We start from the raw sequence: 14,558 nt of genomic DNA on the forward strand, positions 1-14,558 counted from the left end.
TCGGCTTTCCTGAATAAATGCCATAGGGTCCCGCCGCGCATGGATAAGACCTACCAGCCGCACGCCATTGAAAGTTCCTGGTACAACACCTGGGAGTCAGAGAATTATTTCGCCCCGCAAGGCGCGGGCGATTCGTACACCATCATGATCCCGCCGCCGAACGTGACCGGCAGCCTGCACATGGGTCACGGCTTCAACAACGCGATCATGGACGCCCTGATCCGTTTTCGCCGCATGCAGGGTCGCAACACCCTGTGGCAACCAGGCACCGACCACGCCGGCATCGCCACGCAGATGCTGGTGGAGCGTCAACTGGAGGCCAAGGGCCAGAATCGTCACGACCTGGGCCGCGACAAATTCCTCGAGAAAGTCTGGGAATGGAAGGATCAGTCCGGTGGCAACATCAGCCGCCAGATCCGCCGCCTGGGCTCGTCGGTAGACTGGAGCCGCGAGCGCTTCACCATGGACGACGGCCTGTCCGAAGCGGTCAAGGAAGCCTTCGTGCGCCTGCATGAAGACGGCCTGATCTACCGCGGCAAGCGCCTGGTCAACTGGGACACCAAGCTGCACACGGCAATCTCCGACCTCGAAGTGGAAAGCCACGACGAGAAAGGCCATCTGTGGAACCTGCGCTACCCGCTGGCCGACGGTGCCACCACGGCCGACGGCAAGGACCACCTGGTGGTCGCCACCACCCGTCCGGAAACCCTGCTCGGCGACGCCGCCGTGGCCGTCAACCCGAACGACGAGCGCTACCAGGCGCTGATCGGCAAGTTCGTCAAGCTGCCGCTGGTCGGTCGCCTGATCCCGATCATCGCCGATGACTACTGCGACCCCGAATTCGGCACCGGCTGCGTGAAGATCACCCCGGCCCACGACTTCAACGACTACGAAGTCGGCAAGCGCCACAACCTGCCGCTGCTCAACATCTTCGACAAGAACGCTGCGGTGCTGCCGGCAGCCCAGGTGTTCAACCTCGACGGCAGCCTGAACGAAAGCCTGGACGCCAGCCTGCCTGCCGCCTACGCCGGCCTCGACCGCTTCGTGGCGCGCAAGCAGATCGTTGCCGACCTGGATGCCGCAGGCCTGCTGGTCAGCGTCGACGACCACGCCTTGAAAGTGCCCAAGGGCGACCGCTCCGGCACCATCATCGAGCCATGGCTGACCGACCAGTGGTACGTGTCGACCAAGCCGCTGGCCGAGCCTGCGATCGCCGCTGTCGAAGACGGCCGCATCCAGTTCGTGCCCAAGCAGTACGAGAACATGTATTTCTCTTGGATGCGCGACATCCAGGACTGGTGCATCAGCCGCCAGCTGTGGTGGGGCCACCGCATTCCGGCCTGGTACGACGTGTCGGGCAAGGTCTATGTGGGGCGCAGCGAAGAAGAAGTGCGCGCCAAGCACCGGCTGGGCGACGACGTGGTCCTGAACCAGGACAACGACGTGCTCGACACCTGGTTCAGCTCGGGCCTGTGGACCTTCTCCACCCTGGGCTGGCCGCAGCAGACCGAATTCCTCAAGACCTTCCACTCCACCGACGTGCTGGTGACCGGTTTCGACATCATCTTCTTCTGGGTTGCCCGGATGATCATGTTGACCATGCATCTGGTGAAGAACGAGGACGGTACCCCGCAAGTGCCGTTCAAGACCGTGTACGTGCATGGCCTGGTTCGTGATGGCCAGGGCCAGAAGATGTCCAAGTCCAAGGGCAACGTGCTCGACCCGCTGGACATCGTCGACGGCATCACCCTGGACGCGCTGCTGGAGAAACGCACCAGCGGCCTGATGCAGCCCAAGCTGGCCGACAAGATCGCCAAGCAGACCAAGGCCGAGTTCCCCGAAGGCATCGCCAGCTACGGCACCGATGCCCTGCGCTTCACCTTCTGCTCGCTGGCGTCCACCGGTCGCGACATCAAGTTCGACATGGGCCGCGTCGAAGGCTATCGCAACTTCTGCAACAAGATCTGGAACGCCGCGCGCTACGTGCTGGACAAGGGCGAGGACTGCGGCCAGAACGGCGAGGCCTACGAGCTGTCGCTGGCCGACCGCTGGATCATCTCGCAGCTGCAGCGCACCGAAGCCGAAGTGACCCGCCAGCTGGACCAGTTCCGCTTCGACCTGGCCGCCCAGGCGCTGTACGAGTTCATCTGGAACCAGTACTGCGACTGGTACCTGGAGCTGTCCAAACCGGTACTGTGGGACGAGAACGCACCGGTCGAACGCCAGCGCGGCACCCGCCGCACCCTGGTCCGCGTGCTGGAAGTGGCGCTGCGCCTGGCGCACCCGTTCATGCCGTTCATCACCGAGGAAATCTGGCAGCGCCTGGCGCCGCTGGCCGGTATCGAAGGCAAGACCATCATGCTGCAGCCGTGGCCGGTGGCCAACGAAAGCCGCATCGATGAAGCCGCCGAAGGCGATATCGAGTGGCTCAAGGAACTGATGCTGGGCGTGCGCAACATCCGTGGCGAAATGAACATCGGCCCGGGCAAGCCATTGCAGCTGTTCCTCAAGAACGCCAGTGCCGAAGACGTGCGTCGCCTGCAGGAAAACGAGGCACTGCTCAAGAAGCTGGCCAAGATCGAATCCTTCACCGTGCTGGGCGAGCAGGACGAGGCGCCGCTGAGCGCCACCGCCCTGGTCGGTGACCTGCAGGTGCTGGTGCCGATGGCCGGGCTGATCGACAAGGATGCCGAGCTGGCGCGTCTGAACAAGGAAATCCAGCGCCTGCAAGGCGAAGTGCAGCGGGTGGGCGGCAAGCTGTCCAACCCGGCGTTCGTCGACAAGGCGCCGCCTGCGGTGATCGACAAGGAGCGCGCCAAGCTGGCCGAGGCCGAACAGGCCCTGGCCAACTTCACCGAGCAGCATGCGCGGATTGCCGCCTTGTAATAGCGCTGATCACAGCGACGCCATCGCGGGTCAAGCCCGCTCCCACAAGGAACTGTGCATGCAGCCCCTGTGGGAGCGGGCTTGACCCGCGATGCTTTTCACCGGACACAAACATGACCACACCCAACAAACCCACCCTGCACCCGCGCAACCGCCACCAGGGTCGCTACGACTTCCCGCAACTGATCAAGAGCAGCCCGGAGCTGGGCCGCTTCATGATCACCAACCCCCACGGCAAGCCGAGCATCGATTTCGCCGACCCCGAGGCAGTGCGCGTGTTCAACCGCGCCCTGCTCAAGGCCCAGTACGGCATCCAGCACTGGGACATCCCGGCCGACTACCTGTGCCCGCCCATACCCGGCCGCGCCGACTACCTGCATGGCCTGGCCGACCTGCTGGCCACCGACAACGGTGGCGAGATTCCGCGGGGTGCGATGATCCAGGCACTGGATGTGGGGGTCGGGGCCAACTGCATCTATCCGCTGCTGGGTCACGTCGACTACCGCTGGCGCTTCCTGGGCTCGGACATCGACCCGGTGGCCCTGGGCGCCGCCAAGGCCATCGTGCAGGCCAACGGGCTGGGCAAGGTCATCAGCCTGCGCCAGCAGGGCAATGCGCGGCAGATCCTCGCCGGCCTGCTCAAGAGCGACGAACGCTTCGACGTCACCCTGTGCAACCCGCCCTTCCACGCCTCGCGTGACGAAGCCACCCGTGGCAGCCAGCGCAAATGGCGGGCGCTGGGCAAGGCCGACCCCAAGCGCAAGCTGCCGGTACTGAACTTTGGGGGGCAGAACAACGAGCTGTGGTGCGAAGGCGGTGAAATCCGCTTTGTCAGCCAGCTGGTGAATGAAAGCGTGGCCCTGGGCCAACAGGTGCTGTGGTTCAGCAGCCTGGTGTCGAAGGCATCGAACCTGCCGGGTATCGAGGCGGCCCTGAACAAGGCCGGCGCAGTAGAGCACCGCGTACTGGAGATGGGCCAGGGGCAGAAGCAGAGCCGCCTGGTGGCCTGGACCTTCCAGACACCTCAGGCGCGCGCTGCGTGGCGCCAGCTGCGCTGGACGAAACCCGCCCCCTAGGGGCATGCGCAGCACCCACAAAAAAACCGCGCCTGGCTCGCACCGGACGCGGTTTTCAGAAGCTGTTTACAATTACTTGTTTACAGCGTCGGTCAGCACTTTGGCTGGAACGAACTTGACGACTTTCTTGGCAGCGATTTCGATGGCAGCGCCAGTCGAAGGGTTACGACCGGTACGGGCAGGACGCTCGGTGATCTTCAGCTTGCCGATACCCGGCAGGGTGATTTCGCTGCCATTTTCCAGTTGATCAGCAACGATCTGGCCCAGTTGCTCCAGAGCGTTACGCGCGGTGGTTTTCGGCGCGTCGATAGCTTCGGCGATATCGGCGATCAGTTGGTCTTTGGTCAATGCCATGGTGGTGTTCCTTCCCTATCAAATTCAGTTGGTTTGCAGAGTGCAGCGTCAGCCATCGGCCCAGACCCGCGAGTCTTCGGCGGTCCGGGGTATATCCATTGCCAATCGCGTATGTAGATACACAAAAATGCGTTTGGTTCGACGTGACATCAGCGGTCTGCCAGCAATGCGCCACACGCGGTGCGCAAGACCGGGCAAAACTACCACACGAAGCGATAAATATCCGCCTCCCACAGGCCAAATGTTCTGGTTTTTCGGGGGTTTGCAGCAAATTTCGCAAAAAATCGCACAAAAAATGAACAACCCTTACGTCGACACACATCCATACCCTGCTCAAGCCCCCGGCTGGGTTACACTTGGCCGCTTTGCAGCGCCGTATGTCGCGCCCTATTTTCAGCCGAGAATCCCATGCCGATCCGTCATTGCATCGTCCACCTGATCGACAAGAAACCCGATGGCAGCCCTGCCGTGCTGCACGCACGCGACTCGGAACTGGCCGAGTCGACCGCCATCGAGAACCTGCTGGCCGACCTCAACGACAGCTACAACGCCAAACAGGGCAAAGCCTGGGGCCTGTTCCACGCCGAGTCCGGCGCCCATCCGTTCAGCGGCTGGCTGAAGGAATACCTGGATGAAGGCAAGACCTTCACCGCCTTCAGCCGCGTGGCCGTCGAGCACCTGCAGAAGCTGATGGAAGAGTCGAACCTGTCCACCGGTGGCCACGTACTGTTCGCCCACTACCAGCAAGGCATGACCGACTACCTGGCCATTGCCCTGCTGCACCACAGCGAAGGTGTGGCGGTGAACGCCGACCTGGACGTGACCCCCTCGCGCCACCTGGACCTGGGCCAGCTGCACCTGGCTGCTCGCATCAACATCTCCGAGTGGCAGAACAACAAGCAGTCCAAGCAGTACATCTCGTTCATCAAGGGCAAGAACGGCAAGAAGGTCTCGGAGTACTTCCGCGACTTCATCGGCTGCCAGGAAGGCGTCGACGGCCCGGGAGAGACCCGCACCCTGCTCAAGGCCTTCAGCGACTTCGTCGAGAGCGAGGACCTGCCCGAGGAAGCCGCCCGCGAAAAGACCCAGACCCTGGTCGAGTACGCCACCAGCCAGACCAAGGCAGGCGAGCCGGTGACCCTGAGCGAGCTGTCGGAACTGATCGACGAGGACCGCCCACGGGCCTTCTATGACCATATCCGCAACAAGGACTACGGCCTGTCGCCGGAGATCCCGGCCGACAAGCGCACCCTGAACCAGTTCCGCCGCTTCACCGGCCGCGCCGAGGGCCTGTCGATCAGCTTCGAGGCACACCTGCTGGGCTCGAAGATCGAGTACGACGAAGAGGCCGGCACCCTGATCATCAAGGGCCTGCCCACCCAGCTCACCGATCAGCTCAAGCGTCGCAAGGACTGAGCCCCGTCCAGGAGGCCACCAGTGCCTCCTTGGCCGACTTGCGCAGCTTCTTCACCAGGCGTTCCTGGCGCAGCGCCTCGGCCTTGTCCGGCCAGGCTTCCACATACACCAGCGCCACTGCCGGGCTGGTGCTGAAGTAACGCGCACCGCGGCCGCTCTGATGGGCATTGAAACGGCGCTCGGGGTTGTCACTGATGCCGCAGTACAACGAACCGTTGGCGGTGCGTACCAGATAGACATACCAGGGTTTGCGAGAGGTGGGGGTTTCGGTCACGGGCATCTGCGTACAGGGGTGAAGGCGACAGCTTACCCCGTCAACGCCCGGCCTGAAATGCGCGCAGGCCTTTTGCCGCCTGTTGGCGAATCTTGCCCTGTACCAGCGGTGTCCAGCCCAGCAGCAGGCCCTTGGTACCCAGCGCCTGGCGGGCCCAGCGCCACAGGTCGAAATGATCGTGATGCTCGACGATCAACCCGTCGCGGATCACGAAACGTGCCTGAATGTCGTTGACCACCACGCGACCGGTCTGGCTGAACAGGTAGGTGGCCACCCAGTGCGCAGTGGCGCTGCGCTCGTCGGCGCGCACGCTGTCGAAGGTCAGGGAGAAATCCTTGGCGCGACTGGCGAGCATGCGCCACATGTCGGCGGCGTCCTTGCCACGCAGGGTACCGAAGGCCGGGTCGCTGAACACCACCTCGGGGCTGTAGCAGGCGACCATGGCCTCGGCGTCGAGGCGCTGGAAGGCCTGGTAGAAACGTGTGATCAGCGCGATGTTGGCGTCGCTCATGGGCGCGGTCCATTACAGGGGAACGGACGTGAACGATAGGCCGAGTGATGGCTGAAAGCTACGGGTATATACGGTGCGAATGATGTGCCCCATCGCAGGTCAGGCCCGCTCCCACAGGTGCAGTGCAGACCCGCGATGGCAGCCACGCGAAGTCAGACCCGTTCGCTGACCACACCCACCTGCAACGCCCGCCCGGCCTTGAGCCCGAAACCGATCGCACCCACGCCCAGCACCGCGAAGATCCAGCCCACCGCGTCCCAGCCACCGGTCACGTCATGCACCAGGCCTACCGCGAACGGCCCCATCGAGGCCAGGGTATAGCCGATGCCCTGGGCCATGCTCGACAGGTTGGCCGCCACATGCGAGTCCTTCGACCGCAACACGATCAGGGTCAGCGCCAGGGCAAAGGTGCCGCCCTGCCCGATACCCAGTACCACCGCCCAGCCCCACAGCCCGCCTAACGGGGCATACAGGCAGCCGAACAGGCCGGCCAGGGTCAGCAGCATCACCAGCACGATGGCCAGGCGCTGGTCCTTGCCACGGGTGGCCAGCCACGGCGCGGTCAGGGCACTGGCCAGTTGCACGATCACCGAACCGGACAGCACCAGCCCGGCCTCGGTCGGGCTCAGGCCACGGCCGATCAGAATCGAGGGCAGCCAGCCGAACACGATGTACGCCAGCGACGACTGCAGGCCCATGTACAGGGTCACCTGCCAGGCCAGCGGATCGCGCAGCAGCCCCCTCACCCGATAAGCCACCGCATGCTTGCCATGCCCGTGGCGCGCCTGGGGCAGCCAGAACAGCGCCGCCACCACCGCCGGAATCAGCCAGACACCCAGGCCCAGCGCCCAACTGTCGTCGAAGTGCTGGCTCAACGGCACGGTGGCGCCGGCCGCCAGGGCCGCGCCCAGGCACAGGGCCATGGTGTACACGCCGGTCAGGGCGCCGGCATGCTTGGGGAAGTCGCGCTTGACGATGCCCGGCAGCAGCACGCCAATCACGCCGATGCTGGCCCCGGCCAGGATGCTGCCGGCAAACAGCCCCACACTGCCCAGCGAGCTGCGCAGCAAGATGCCGCACGCCAGCGTGAGCAGAATGCCCAGCACCACCCGCTCGCTGCCGAAGCGACGCGCCAGGATCGGTGCCAGCGGCGCGAACAGGCCCAGGCACAGTACCGGCAGCGTGGTCAGCAGGCCGGCCTGCGAAGCACTCAGCCCCAGGCTGTCGGACACCTGCCCGAGCAACGGCGCCATGCTCGACAGCGCCGGGCGCAGGTTCAGTGCCACCAGTACCAGCCCCAGCAGCAACAGCCACGGGCGCTGCAGCACGGCGGGCGGTTGCAGCTGGGCGTCGTCGGCTTCGGCGTCGATCAGGAGTTCTTCGAGCGGCGGGTTGGGTTTGGGCATGGCTGTCTCTGCGTCAGGCTTCATTGATAAGGGTTCTGCTCAGGGCCTTGGCCCGTTCCGGGTCGCGTTGCTCGACCGCCCGCAGGATGTCGCGGTGCAGGTCGAACACGTCCTGGCAACGCGATTCGCGCATGTTGTGGTGCACGGCGCACGCCACCACGGCGGAGAAGTAGCGGTACAGCTCGCTCAATGCCGGGTTGTGTGCGGCGTCCACCAGGCGCTGGTGAAACACCAGGTCGCAGGCCACGTAGCTGTCGAGGTCGTCGTGAAAGTGCTCGGCGCTGTGCTGCAGGGCTTCATGCAGCCCCTTGAGGTCGTCGTCGGTGCGGCGCAGCGCCGCCAGCCCGATGGCCTCGGCTTCGAGGATGTGCCGGGTTTCGCGGGCCTGCTCGAGGCTGCAACGCGACAGCACCTGCACGGTGGCCAGCGGGTCGACATTGGCGCGCAGGTAGGTGCCGTCGCCCTGGCGCACTTCGACCAGGCCGCTGAAGGCGAGCACGCGCATCGCTTCACGCACGGTATTGCGGCTGATGCCCAGTTCCAGGGCCAGTTCGGGCTCGGTGGGCAGGCGCTGGCCGACGGCCCAGGCGCCATCGGCGACGCGCTGGCGCAGTTGTTCGACGGCCTGCTCGACAAGGGAGCGTTTGATGAGTTGAGTCATTGACGTGCTTACATCCAATCATCGGACGAATCTGAGGAGCGGAGAATAGCCTGTCGGGCCACGTCGATGCAATCGCCAGCTAGGCCGGCTCCCGCAGGAGCCCGCCTAGCTGGCGATTGCAAGGCGCGATCAGTTCAAGGCGTCAAGCAGCGCCTGGTTCTGCTCGGGCGTACCGATGCTGATACGCAGGAACTGCACGATGCGCTGCTGCTTGAAGTGGCGCACGATCACGCCCTGCTCGCGCAACTTGGCCGCCAGCGCAGCGGCATCCTGCTCGGGGTGACGGGCAAAGATGAAGTTGGCCGCCGACGGCAGCACCTGGAAACCGCGGTCGGTCAACTGCGCCACCAACTGCTCCCGGCTGTCGATCACCTGACGGCAGGTCTGTTCGAAATACGCCTGGTCCTCGAACGCCGCCGCCGCGCCGACGATGGCCAGGCGATCCAGCGGATAGGAGTTGAAGCTGTTCTTGATGCGCTCCAGCGCCTCGATCAGGTCCGGGTGGCCGACCGCCAGCCCGACCCGCAGGCCGGCCAGGGAACGCGACTTGGACAAGGTCTGGGTCACCAGCAGGTTCGGGTAGCGGTCCACCAGGCTGATGGCGGTCTGGCCGCCGAAGTCGATGTAGGCTTCGTCGACCACCACCACCGAATCAGGGTTGGCCTGCAGCATCTGCTCGACTGCCTCCAGCGCCAGCAGGCAGCCAGTGGGTGCGTTCGGGTTGGGGAAGATGATGCCGCCGTTGGCGCGCTGGTAATCCTCGACACGAATCTGGAACTGCTCGTCCAGCGCTACCGCCTCATACGGGATGCCGTACAGGCCGCAGTACACCGGGTAGAAGCTGTAGCTGATGTCGGGGAACAGCAGCGGCGCATCGTGCTGGAACAGGCCGTGGAAAATGTGCGCGAGCACTTCGTCCGAACCGTTGCCCAGGAACACCTGGCTGGCCTGCACGCCGTAGTAGCTGGCCACCGCCTGCTTGAGCCGGTCGCCATTGGGGTCCGGGTACAGGCGCAGGTTGTCGTTGAGCTCGCCGCGCATGGCCTCCAGCGCCTTTGGCGAAGGGCCATAGGGGTTTTCGTTGGTGTTGAGCTTGACCAGCTTGCTCAGCTTGGGCTGCTCGCCCGGCACGTAAGGCACCAGGTCCTTGACGAAGGGGCTCCAGAATTTGCTCATGCTCAGTTGCCCTCTTTATCGACAGGGGTGTGATCGCCAAGGATGCGGTACTCGGCGCTGCGTGCGTGCGCGCTCAGGGATTCGCCACGGGCCAGCACCGACGCGGTGCGACCCAGGTCCGAAGCGCCCTGCTCGGAACAGAAGATGATCGAGGAACGCTTCTGGAAGTCGTACACCCCCAGCGGCGAGGAGAACCGTGCGGTGCCGGAGGTAGGCAGCACGTGGTTGGGGCCAGCGCAGTAGTCGCCCAGCGCTTCGCTGGTGTGGCGGCCCATGAAGATCGCACCGGCATGGCGGATCTGCGGCAACCAGGCCTGCGGGTCGGCCACCGACAACTCCAGGTGCTCGGGGGCGATGCGGTTGGCCACCTCGATGGCCTGCTGCATGTCGCGCACGTGGATCAGTGCGCCACGGCCATTGATGGAGGTCTGGATGATCTCGGCGCGGTCCATGCCCGGCAGCAGCTTGTCGATGCTTGCGGCCACGCGGTCGAGGAAGTCGGCGTCGGGGCTGACCAGAATCGCCTGGGCGTCTTCGTCATGCTCGGCCTGGGAGAACAGGTCCATGGCGATCCAGTCCGGGTCGGTCTGGCCGTCGCACACCACGAGGATCTCCGACGGGCCGGCAATCATGTCGATGCCCACCTGGCCGAACACATGGCGCTTGGCGGTGGCCACGTAGATGTTGCCCGGGCCGACCACCTTGTCTACCTGCGGCACGCTCTCGGTGCCGTAGGCCAGTGCGGCAACCGCCTGGGCGCCACCGATGGTGAACACCCGATCGACCCCGGCGATGCACGCCGCAGCCAGCACCAGCTCGTTGATTTCACCACGCGGGGTGGGTACCACCATGACCACTTCGGACACCCCGGCAACCTTGGCCGGAATCGCGTTCATCAGTACCGACGAGGGGTACGACGCCTTGCCACCCGGTACGTACAGCCCGGCGCGGTCCAGCGGCGTGACCTTCTGGCCCAGCACGGTGCCGTCGGCCTCGGTGTAGGTCCAGGAGTCCTGCTTCTGCCTTTCGTGGTAGCTGCGCACCCGGCGGGCGGCGGTTTCCAGCGCCTCGCGCTGCGCCGGGGTAATGCGGCTCAGGGCCAGCTCCAGGCGCTCGCGCCCCAGGATCAGGTCATCGATGGAGGTGGCCTGGACGCCGTCGAAACGCTGGGTGAATTCCACCAGCGCCGCGTCGCCGCGCTCGCGCACGGCCTTGATGATGTCCAGCACCCGCTGGTTGACCGCATCGTCAGACACGCTTTCCCAGCTCAGCAGATGATCCAGATGTCGGGCGAAATCCGGGTCAGCAGCGTTGAGTCGGCGAATTGCAGTGGACGTGGTCATGGCTAAGGCCTCGGTAAATGGCGGATGCTCAGGCGCCCTAAGCTACCAGTCCATCCGCGCGGGCACCCGAGAAAATTGGCTATGACGCGGATAGACGGGCGCGACAGCGAAGGTCGCGCGCAGGGGTCAGCCGCGGTGTCGCGATTCCACGGCCAGACGCAAGGCGTCGATCAGGCTCTGGATGCGTGCGTGCTGCATCTTCATCGAGGCCTTGTTGACCACCAGCCGGGAGCTGATGGTGGCGATCAGTTCCTGGGGTTCCAGGCCGTTGGCACGCAGGGTGTTGCCGGTGTCGACCACGTCGATGATCTTGTCGGCCAGGTTGATCAGCGGTGCCAGCTCCATCGAGCCGTACAGCTTGATGATGTCGACCTGACGGCCCTGCTCGGCGTAGTAGCGCTTGGCGACGTTGACGAACTTGGTGGCCACGCGCAGGCGCCCCTTGGGTTCGGCAGCGCCGATGGCACCGGCGGTCATCAGCTTGCATTGGGCAATCTGCAGGTCCAGCGGCTCGTACAGGCCCTGGCCGCCGTACTCCATCAGCACGTCCTTGCCGGCCACGCCCAGGTCGGCGGCGCCATGCTCGACGTAGGTCGGCACGTCGGTGGCACGCACGATCAGCAGGCGTACATCGTCCTGGGTGGTCGGGATGATCAGCTTGCGGCTTTTGTCCGGATTCTCGGTAGGCACGATGCCCGCCTCTGCCAGCAATGGCAGGGTGTCGTCGAGAATGCGGCCCTTGGACAGCGCGATGGTCAACATGGGAAACGTCAATCCTTAAGCGGCTTTAGCCGCCGGACCCGTGCAGGCGCCCGACGGCAATCGATTCTTGTGGCGCGTCCCTGCGCCGAGTGCAGGGCTAGCCCGGTACGCGACGGATCTTCGCGCCCAGCATCTGCAGTTTCTCTTCGATGCACTCGTAGCCACGGTCTATGTGGTAGATGCGATCGATCAGGGTGTCGCCCTCGGCGACCAGCGCCGAAATGACCAGGCTGGCCGAAGCCCGCAGGTCGGTGGCCATGACCGGAGCGCCCTTGAGGGTCTTGGTGCCGGTGACGATGGCCGTGTTGCCTTCGACCTGGATCTGCGCGCCCATGCGGTGCATCTCGTACACGTGCATGAAGCGGTTTTCGAAGATCGTCTCGATCACCGCGCCGGTGCCTTCGGCAATGGCGTTGAGGGAGATGAACTGCGCCTGCATGTCGGTAGGGAACGCCGGGTACGGGGCGGTGCGCAGGTTCACGGCTTTCGGCCGCTTGCCGTGCATGTCCAGCTCGATCCAGTCTTCACCGGTGGTGATTTCGGCACCGGCTTCCTTGAGCTTCTCCAGTACCGCCTCGAGGATGGTCGGATCGGTGTCCTTGACCTTGACGCGACCGCCGGTCACGGCAGCGGCTACCAGGTAGGTGCCGGTCTCGATACGGTCGGGCATCACGCGGTATACCGCCGAACCCAGGCGCTCGACGCCGTCGATGGTGATGGTGTCGGTACCGGCACCCTGCACCTTGGCGCCCATGGCGTTGAGGAAGTTGGCCAGGTCGACCACTTCCGGCTCGCGCGCGGCGTTCTGCAGCACGCTGCGGCCCTTGGCCAGGGCAGCGGCCATCATGATGTTCTCGGTACCGGTCACGCTGACGGTGTCGAAGAAGAAGTGCGCACCGCGCAGGCCGCCTTCAGGCGCCTTGGCCTTGATGTAGCCGCCTTCGACTTCGATCTTCGCGCCCATCGCCTCGAGGCCGCGGATGTGCAGGTCGACCGGGCGCGAGCCAATGGCGCAACCGCCAGGCAGGGCCACTTCGGCCTCGCCGAAACGGGCGACCATCGGGCCCAGCACCAGGATCGAGGCGCGCATGGTCTTCACCAGCTCATACGGCGCGACCAGGGTCTTGATGGTGCGTGGGTCGATCTCCACCGCGAGCTTCTCGTCGATCACAGGCTCGATGCCCATGCGACCGAACAGCTCGATCATGGTGGTGATGTCGTGCAGGTGCGGCAGGTTGCCGACGGTGACCGGGCCGTCGCACAGCAGGGTGGCCGCCAGAATCGGCAGCGCTGCGTTCTTTGCGCCGGAAATGCGGATTTCGCCATCGAGACGAACGCCGCCAGTGATAATCAGTTTGTCCATTGGAATCTCGCCGCCAAGTTGGCTCAGGTGCGCTCAGCCCAGGCTGCGCTGCTGAAAAATTTCATGGTTACCGCATGGATGCTGCCATCGGTGATCCACGGGTTCAGGTGAGCATAGATCTGCTGCTGACGTTTGACCGGGCTCAGGGCCGCCAATTCGTCACTGATTACGTTCAGCTGGAAGTTGCAGCCTTCGCCTTCAACTTCGACCCGGGTTCCCGGCAACTTTTCTTCAAGGAAGTTCTTAACTTCTACGGCCTGCATGCTCAACCTCAATCGGCGCCCTGTGCGCGCGGGTCGGCCATCATACAAAAAAGCCCCTCGCCTGCGAACCCCGTAAACGAGGACTCTGACAGAGGGGCCCGTCGCGCACCCGTATTTATTGACCGGCCAGCAGCTCGCCGAGCCCGTACACCTGAGCGATTTCGTGCATGCCATGGGGCATGCCGCGCACCTCGATGGTTTTGCCCGCCGCCTGCCCGTCACGGGTGAAGGCCAGCAGCAGGGACAGACCCACGCTGCTGGAAAGCTCCACCGCCGAACAGTCCAGCACCAGCGAAGGCTCGCGACTGGCAGCAATCAGGGCCCTGCCCTGCTTGCGCAGCACCGGGCCGGTGCGGTAATCCAGCACACCGGACAGGCTCAGCACGCCGGGTGCGGCAAGGGTGACTGCCGCACTCATTGGGCCTGCTTCTCGGCCGCTTGCTCGGTGGTTTCCTTGGCCTTGGCCACTTCGCCGGCCCAGCCGTCGATGGTCTTGTCCAGGTCGTTACCGTTGCGCTGCATGGCGTCGGCGAACTGGTCACGGAACAGCTTGCCGATGTTGATGCCGTTGACGATGACGTTACGCACCTTCCACTCGCCATTGAGCTTGGTCAGGGTGTAGGAAACCGGGTAGACGGCGCCGTTGTTGCCCTTGACCGTCATGTCGACGCTGGCACGGTCGTCGCCGTCCTTCTTCTCGGCGCCCACGGTGATGCCCTGGTTGTTGTATTCCAGCAGGGCGTTGCCATAGAACTGCATCAGGCTGCGCTTGAAGTTTTCCTGGAAGCGCTGCATCTGGGCCGGGGTAGCCTTGCGCGAGTACTTGACCGTCATGATGCTGCGGGAGATGCCATCGGCATCCACCACCGGTCCCAGGTTGGCGTTGAGCGCATCGTAGAACGCGCTGGGGTTGGCCTTGTACTGCTCCTTGTTCGCCTTGAGGTCGGACAGCAGTTGCGTGGTGGTGGTCTGGATCACTTCTTTGGGCGATTGCGTGGCCGCAACGGCCATCAACGGCAGGCTCGCCAGCAATACCAACAGGCCGCGTCGCAGGATGGAAATCATGG

Annotated in this window: 15 protein-coding genes; 3 read left to right on the forward strand and 12 right to left on the reverse strand. The window is 64.5% G+C overall.

Annotated features, from left to right (window positions below; translation table 11 throughout):
* Positions 1-39 precede the first annotated feature (39 nt).
* Both ACPRTJ_RS04965 and rlmF read left to right on the forward strand, forming a co-directional pair.
* Positions 40-2,886, forward strand: a complete 2,847-nt coding sequence (locus ACPRTJ_RS04965; RefSeq protein ID WP_426428265.1) for a valine--tRNA ligase — start codon at positions 40-42, stop codon at positions 2,884-2,886.
* Positions 2,887-2,999: 113 nt separating this feature from the next.
* Positions 3,000-3,962 (forward strand): 23S rRNA (adenine(1618)-N(6))-methyltransferase RlmF, encoded by a 963-nt coding sequence (gene rlmF, locus ACPRTJ_RS04970; RefSeq protein ID WP_043862438.1) that lies wholly within the window; start codon positions 3,000-3,002, stop codon positions 3,960-3,962.
* A 72-nt stretch (positions 3,963-4,034) separates the two neighbouring features.
* Here the strand turns inward: rlmF and ACPRTJ_RS04975 are convergent, their stop codons facing one another.
* The gene (locus ACPRTJ_RS04975; protein ID WP_009398256.1) at positions 4,035-4,316 is read right to left on the reverse strand and encodes an HU family DNA-binding protein; all 282 of its coding nucleotides are present in this window, start codon (positions 4,314-4,316) and stop codon (positions 4,035-4,037) included.
* A gap of 408 nt (positions 4,317-4,724) precedes the next feature.
* Between ACPRTJ_RS04975 and yejK the strand changes: the two genes are divergently transcribed.
* Positions 4,725-5,732 (forward strand): nucleoid-associated protein YejK, encoded by a 1,008-nt coding sequence (gene yejK, locus ACPRTJ_RS04980; RefSeq protein WP_043862439.1) that lies wholly within the window; start codon positions 4,725-4,727, stop codon positions 5,730-5,732.
* Here the strand turns inward: yejK and ACPRTJ_RS04985 are convergent.
* The 11 genes from ACPRTJ_RS04985 to ACPRTJ_RS05035 form a co-directional block, all read right to left on the reverse strand.
* Positions 5,713-6,006, reverse strand: a complete 294-nt coding sequence (locus tag ACPRTJ_RS04985; protein WP_229589547.1) for a GIY-YIG nuclease family protein — start codon at positions 6,004-6,006, stop codon at positions 5,713-5,715. The genes yejK and ACPRTJ_RS04985 overlap by 20 nt on opposite strands.
* A gap of 40 nt (positions 6,007-6,046) precedes the next feature.
* Complete coding sequence (locus ACPRTJ_RS04990; protein ID WP_043862441.1) at positions 6,047-6,517, reverse strand: nuclear transport factor 2 family protein; 471 nt, start codon at positions 6,515-6,517, stop codon at positions 6,047-6,049.
* Positions 6,518-6,669: 152 nt separating this feature from the next.
* Positions 6,670-7,947, reverse strand: a complete 1,278-nt coding sequence (locus ACPRTJ_RS04995) for a CynX/NimT family MFS transporter (RefSeq protein WP_100633030.1) — start codon at positions 7,945-7,947, stop codon at positions 6,670-6,672.
* Positions 7,937-8,584, reverse strand: coding sequence for a FadR/GntR family transcriptional regulator (locus tag ACPRTJ_RS05000; RefSeq protein ID WP_426428267.1), 648 nt, complete (start codon positions 8,582-8,584; stop codon positions 7,937-7,939). The genes ACPRTJ_RS04995 and ACPRTJ_RS05000 overlap by 11 nt, the downstream gene beginning before the upstream one ends.
* 129 nt (positions 8,585-8,713) lie before the next feature.
* Positions 8,714-9,760, reverse strand: a complete 1,047-nt coding sequence (gene hisC / locus ACPRTJ_RS05005; RefSeq protein ID WP_426428268.1) for a histidinol-phosphate transaminase — start codon at positions 9,758-9,760, stop codon at positions 8,714-8,716.
* Between the two features lie 2 nt (positions 9,761-9,762).
* Positions 9,763-11,103: a histidinol dehydrogenase gene (hisD, locus tag ACPRTJ_RS05010; RefSeq protein WP_088515332.1), complete on the reverse strand. Its 1,341-nt coding sequence runs from the start codon at positions 11,101-11,103 to the stop codon at positions 9,763-9,765.
* A gap of 126 nt (positions 11,104-11,229) precedes the next feature.
* A complete protein-coding gene (gene hisG / locus ACPRTJ_RS05015; RefSeq protein ID WP_043862446.1) occupies positions 11,230-11,865 on the reverse strand; it encodes an ATP phosphoribosyltransferase in 636 nt (211 codons plus the stop codon).
* 97 nt (positions 11,866-11,962) lie between these two features.
* Complete coding sequence (gene murA, locus ACPRTJ_RS05020; RefSeq protein ID WP_043862447.1) at positions 11,963-13,228, reverse strand: UDP-N-acetylglucosamine 1-carboxyvinyltransferase; 1,266 nt, start codon at positions 13,226-13,228, stop codon at positions 11,963-11,965.
* A gap of 23 nt (positions 13,229-13,251) precedes the next feature.
* On the reverse strand, positions 13,252-13,491 hold the full coding sequence (locus ACPRTJ_RS05025; RefSeq protein ID WP_010223373.1) for a BolA family protein: 240 nt from the start codon (positions 13,489-13,491) through the stop codon (positions 13,252-13,254).
* 115 nt (positions 13,492-13,606) lie between these two features.
* Entirely contained in the window at positions 13,607-13,909 is a 303-nt protein-coding gene (locus tag ACPRTJ_RS05030) for an STAS domain-containing protein (protein ID WP_054916378.1), read from the reverse strand.
* Positions 13,906-14,556, reverse strand: coding sequence for an MlaC/ttg2D family ABC transporter substrate-binding protein (locus ACPRTJ_RS05035; protein WP_043862449.1), 651 nt, complete (start codon positions 14,554-14,556; stop codon positions 13,906-13,908). Before ACPRTJ_RS05035 ends, ACPRTJ_RS05030 begins: the two co-directional genes overlap by 4 nt.
* Positions 14,557-14,558: the final 2 nt, after the last annotated feature.

The organism is Pseudomonas palmensis (assembly GCF_049942755.1).
Classification (GTDB): Bacteria; Pseudomonadota; Gammaproteobacteria; order Pseudomonadales; family Pseudomonadaceae; genus Aquipseudomonas; species Aquipseudomonas palmensis.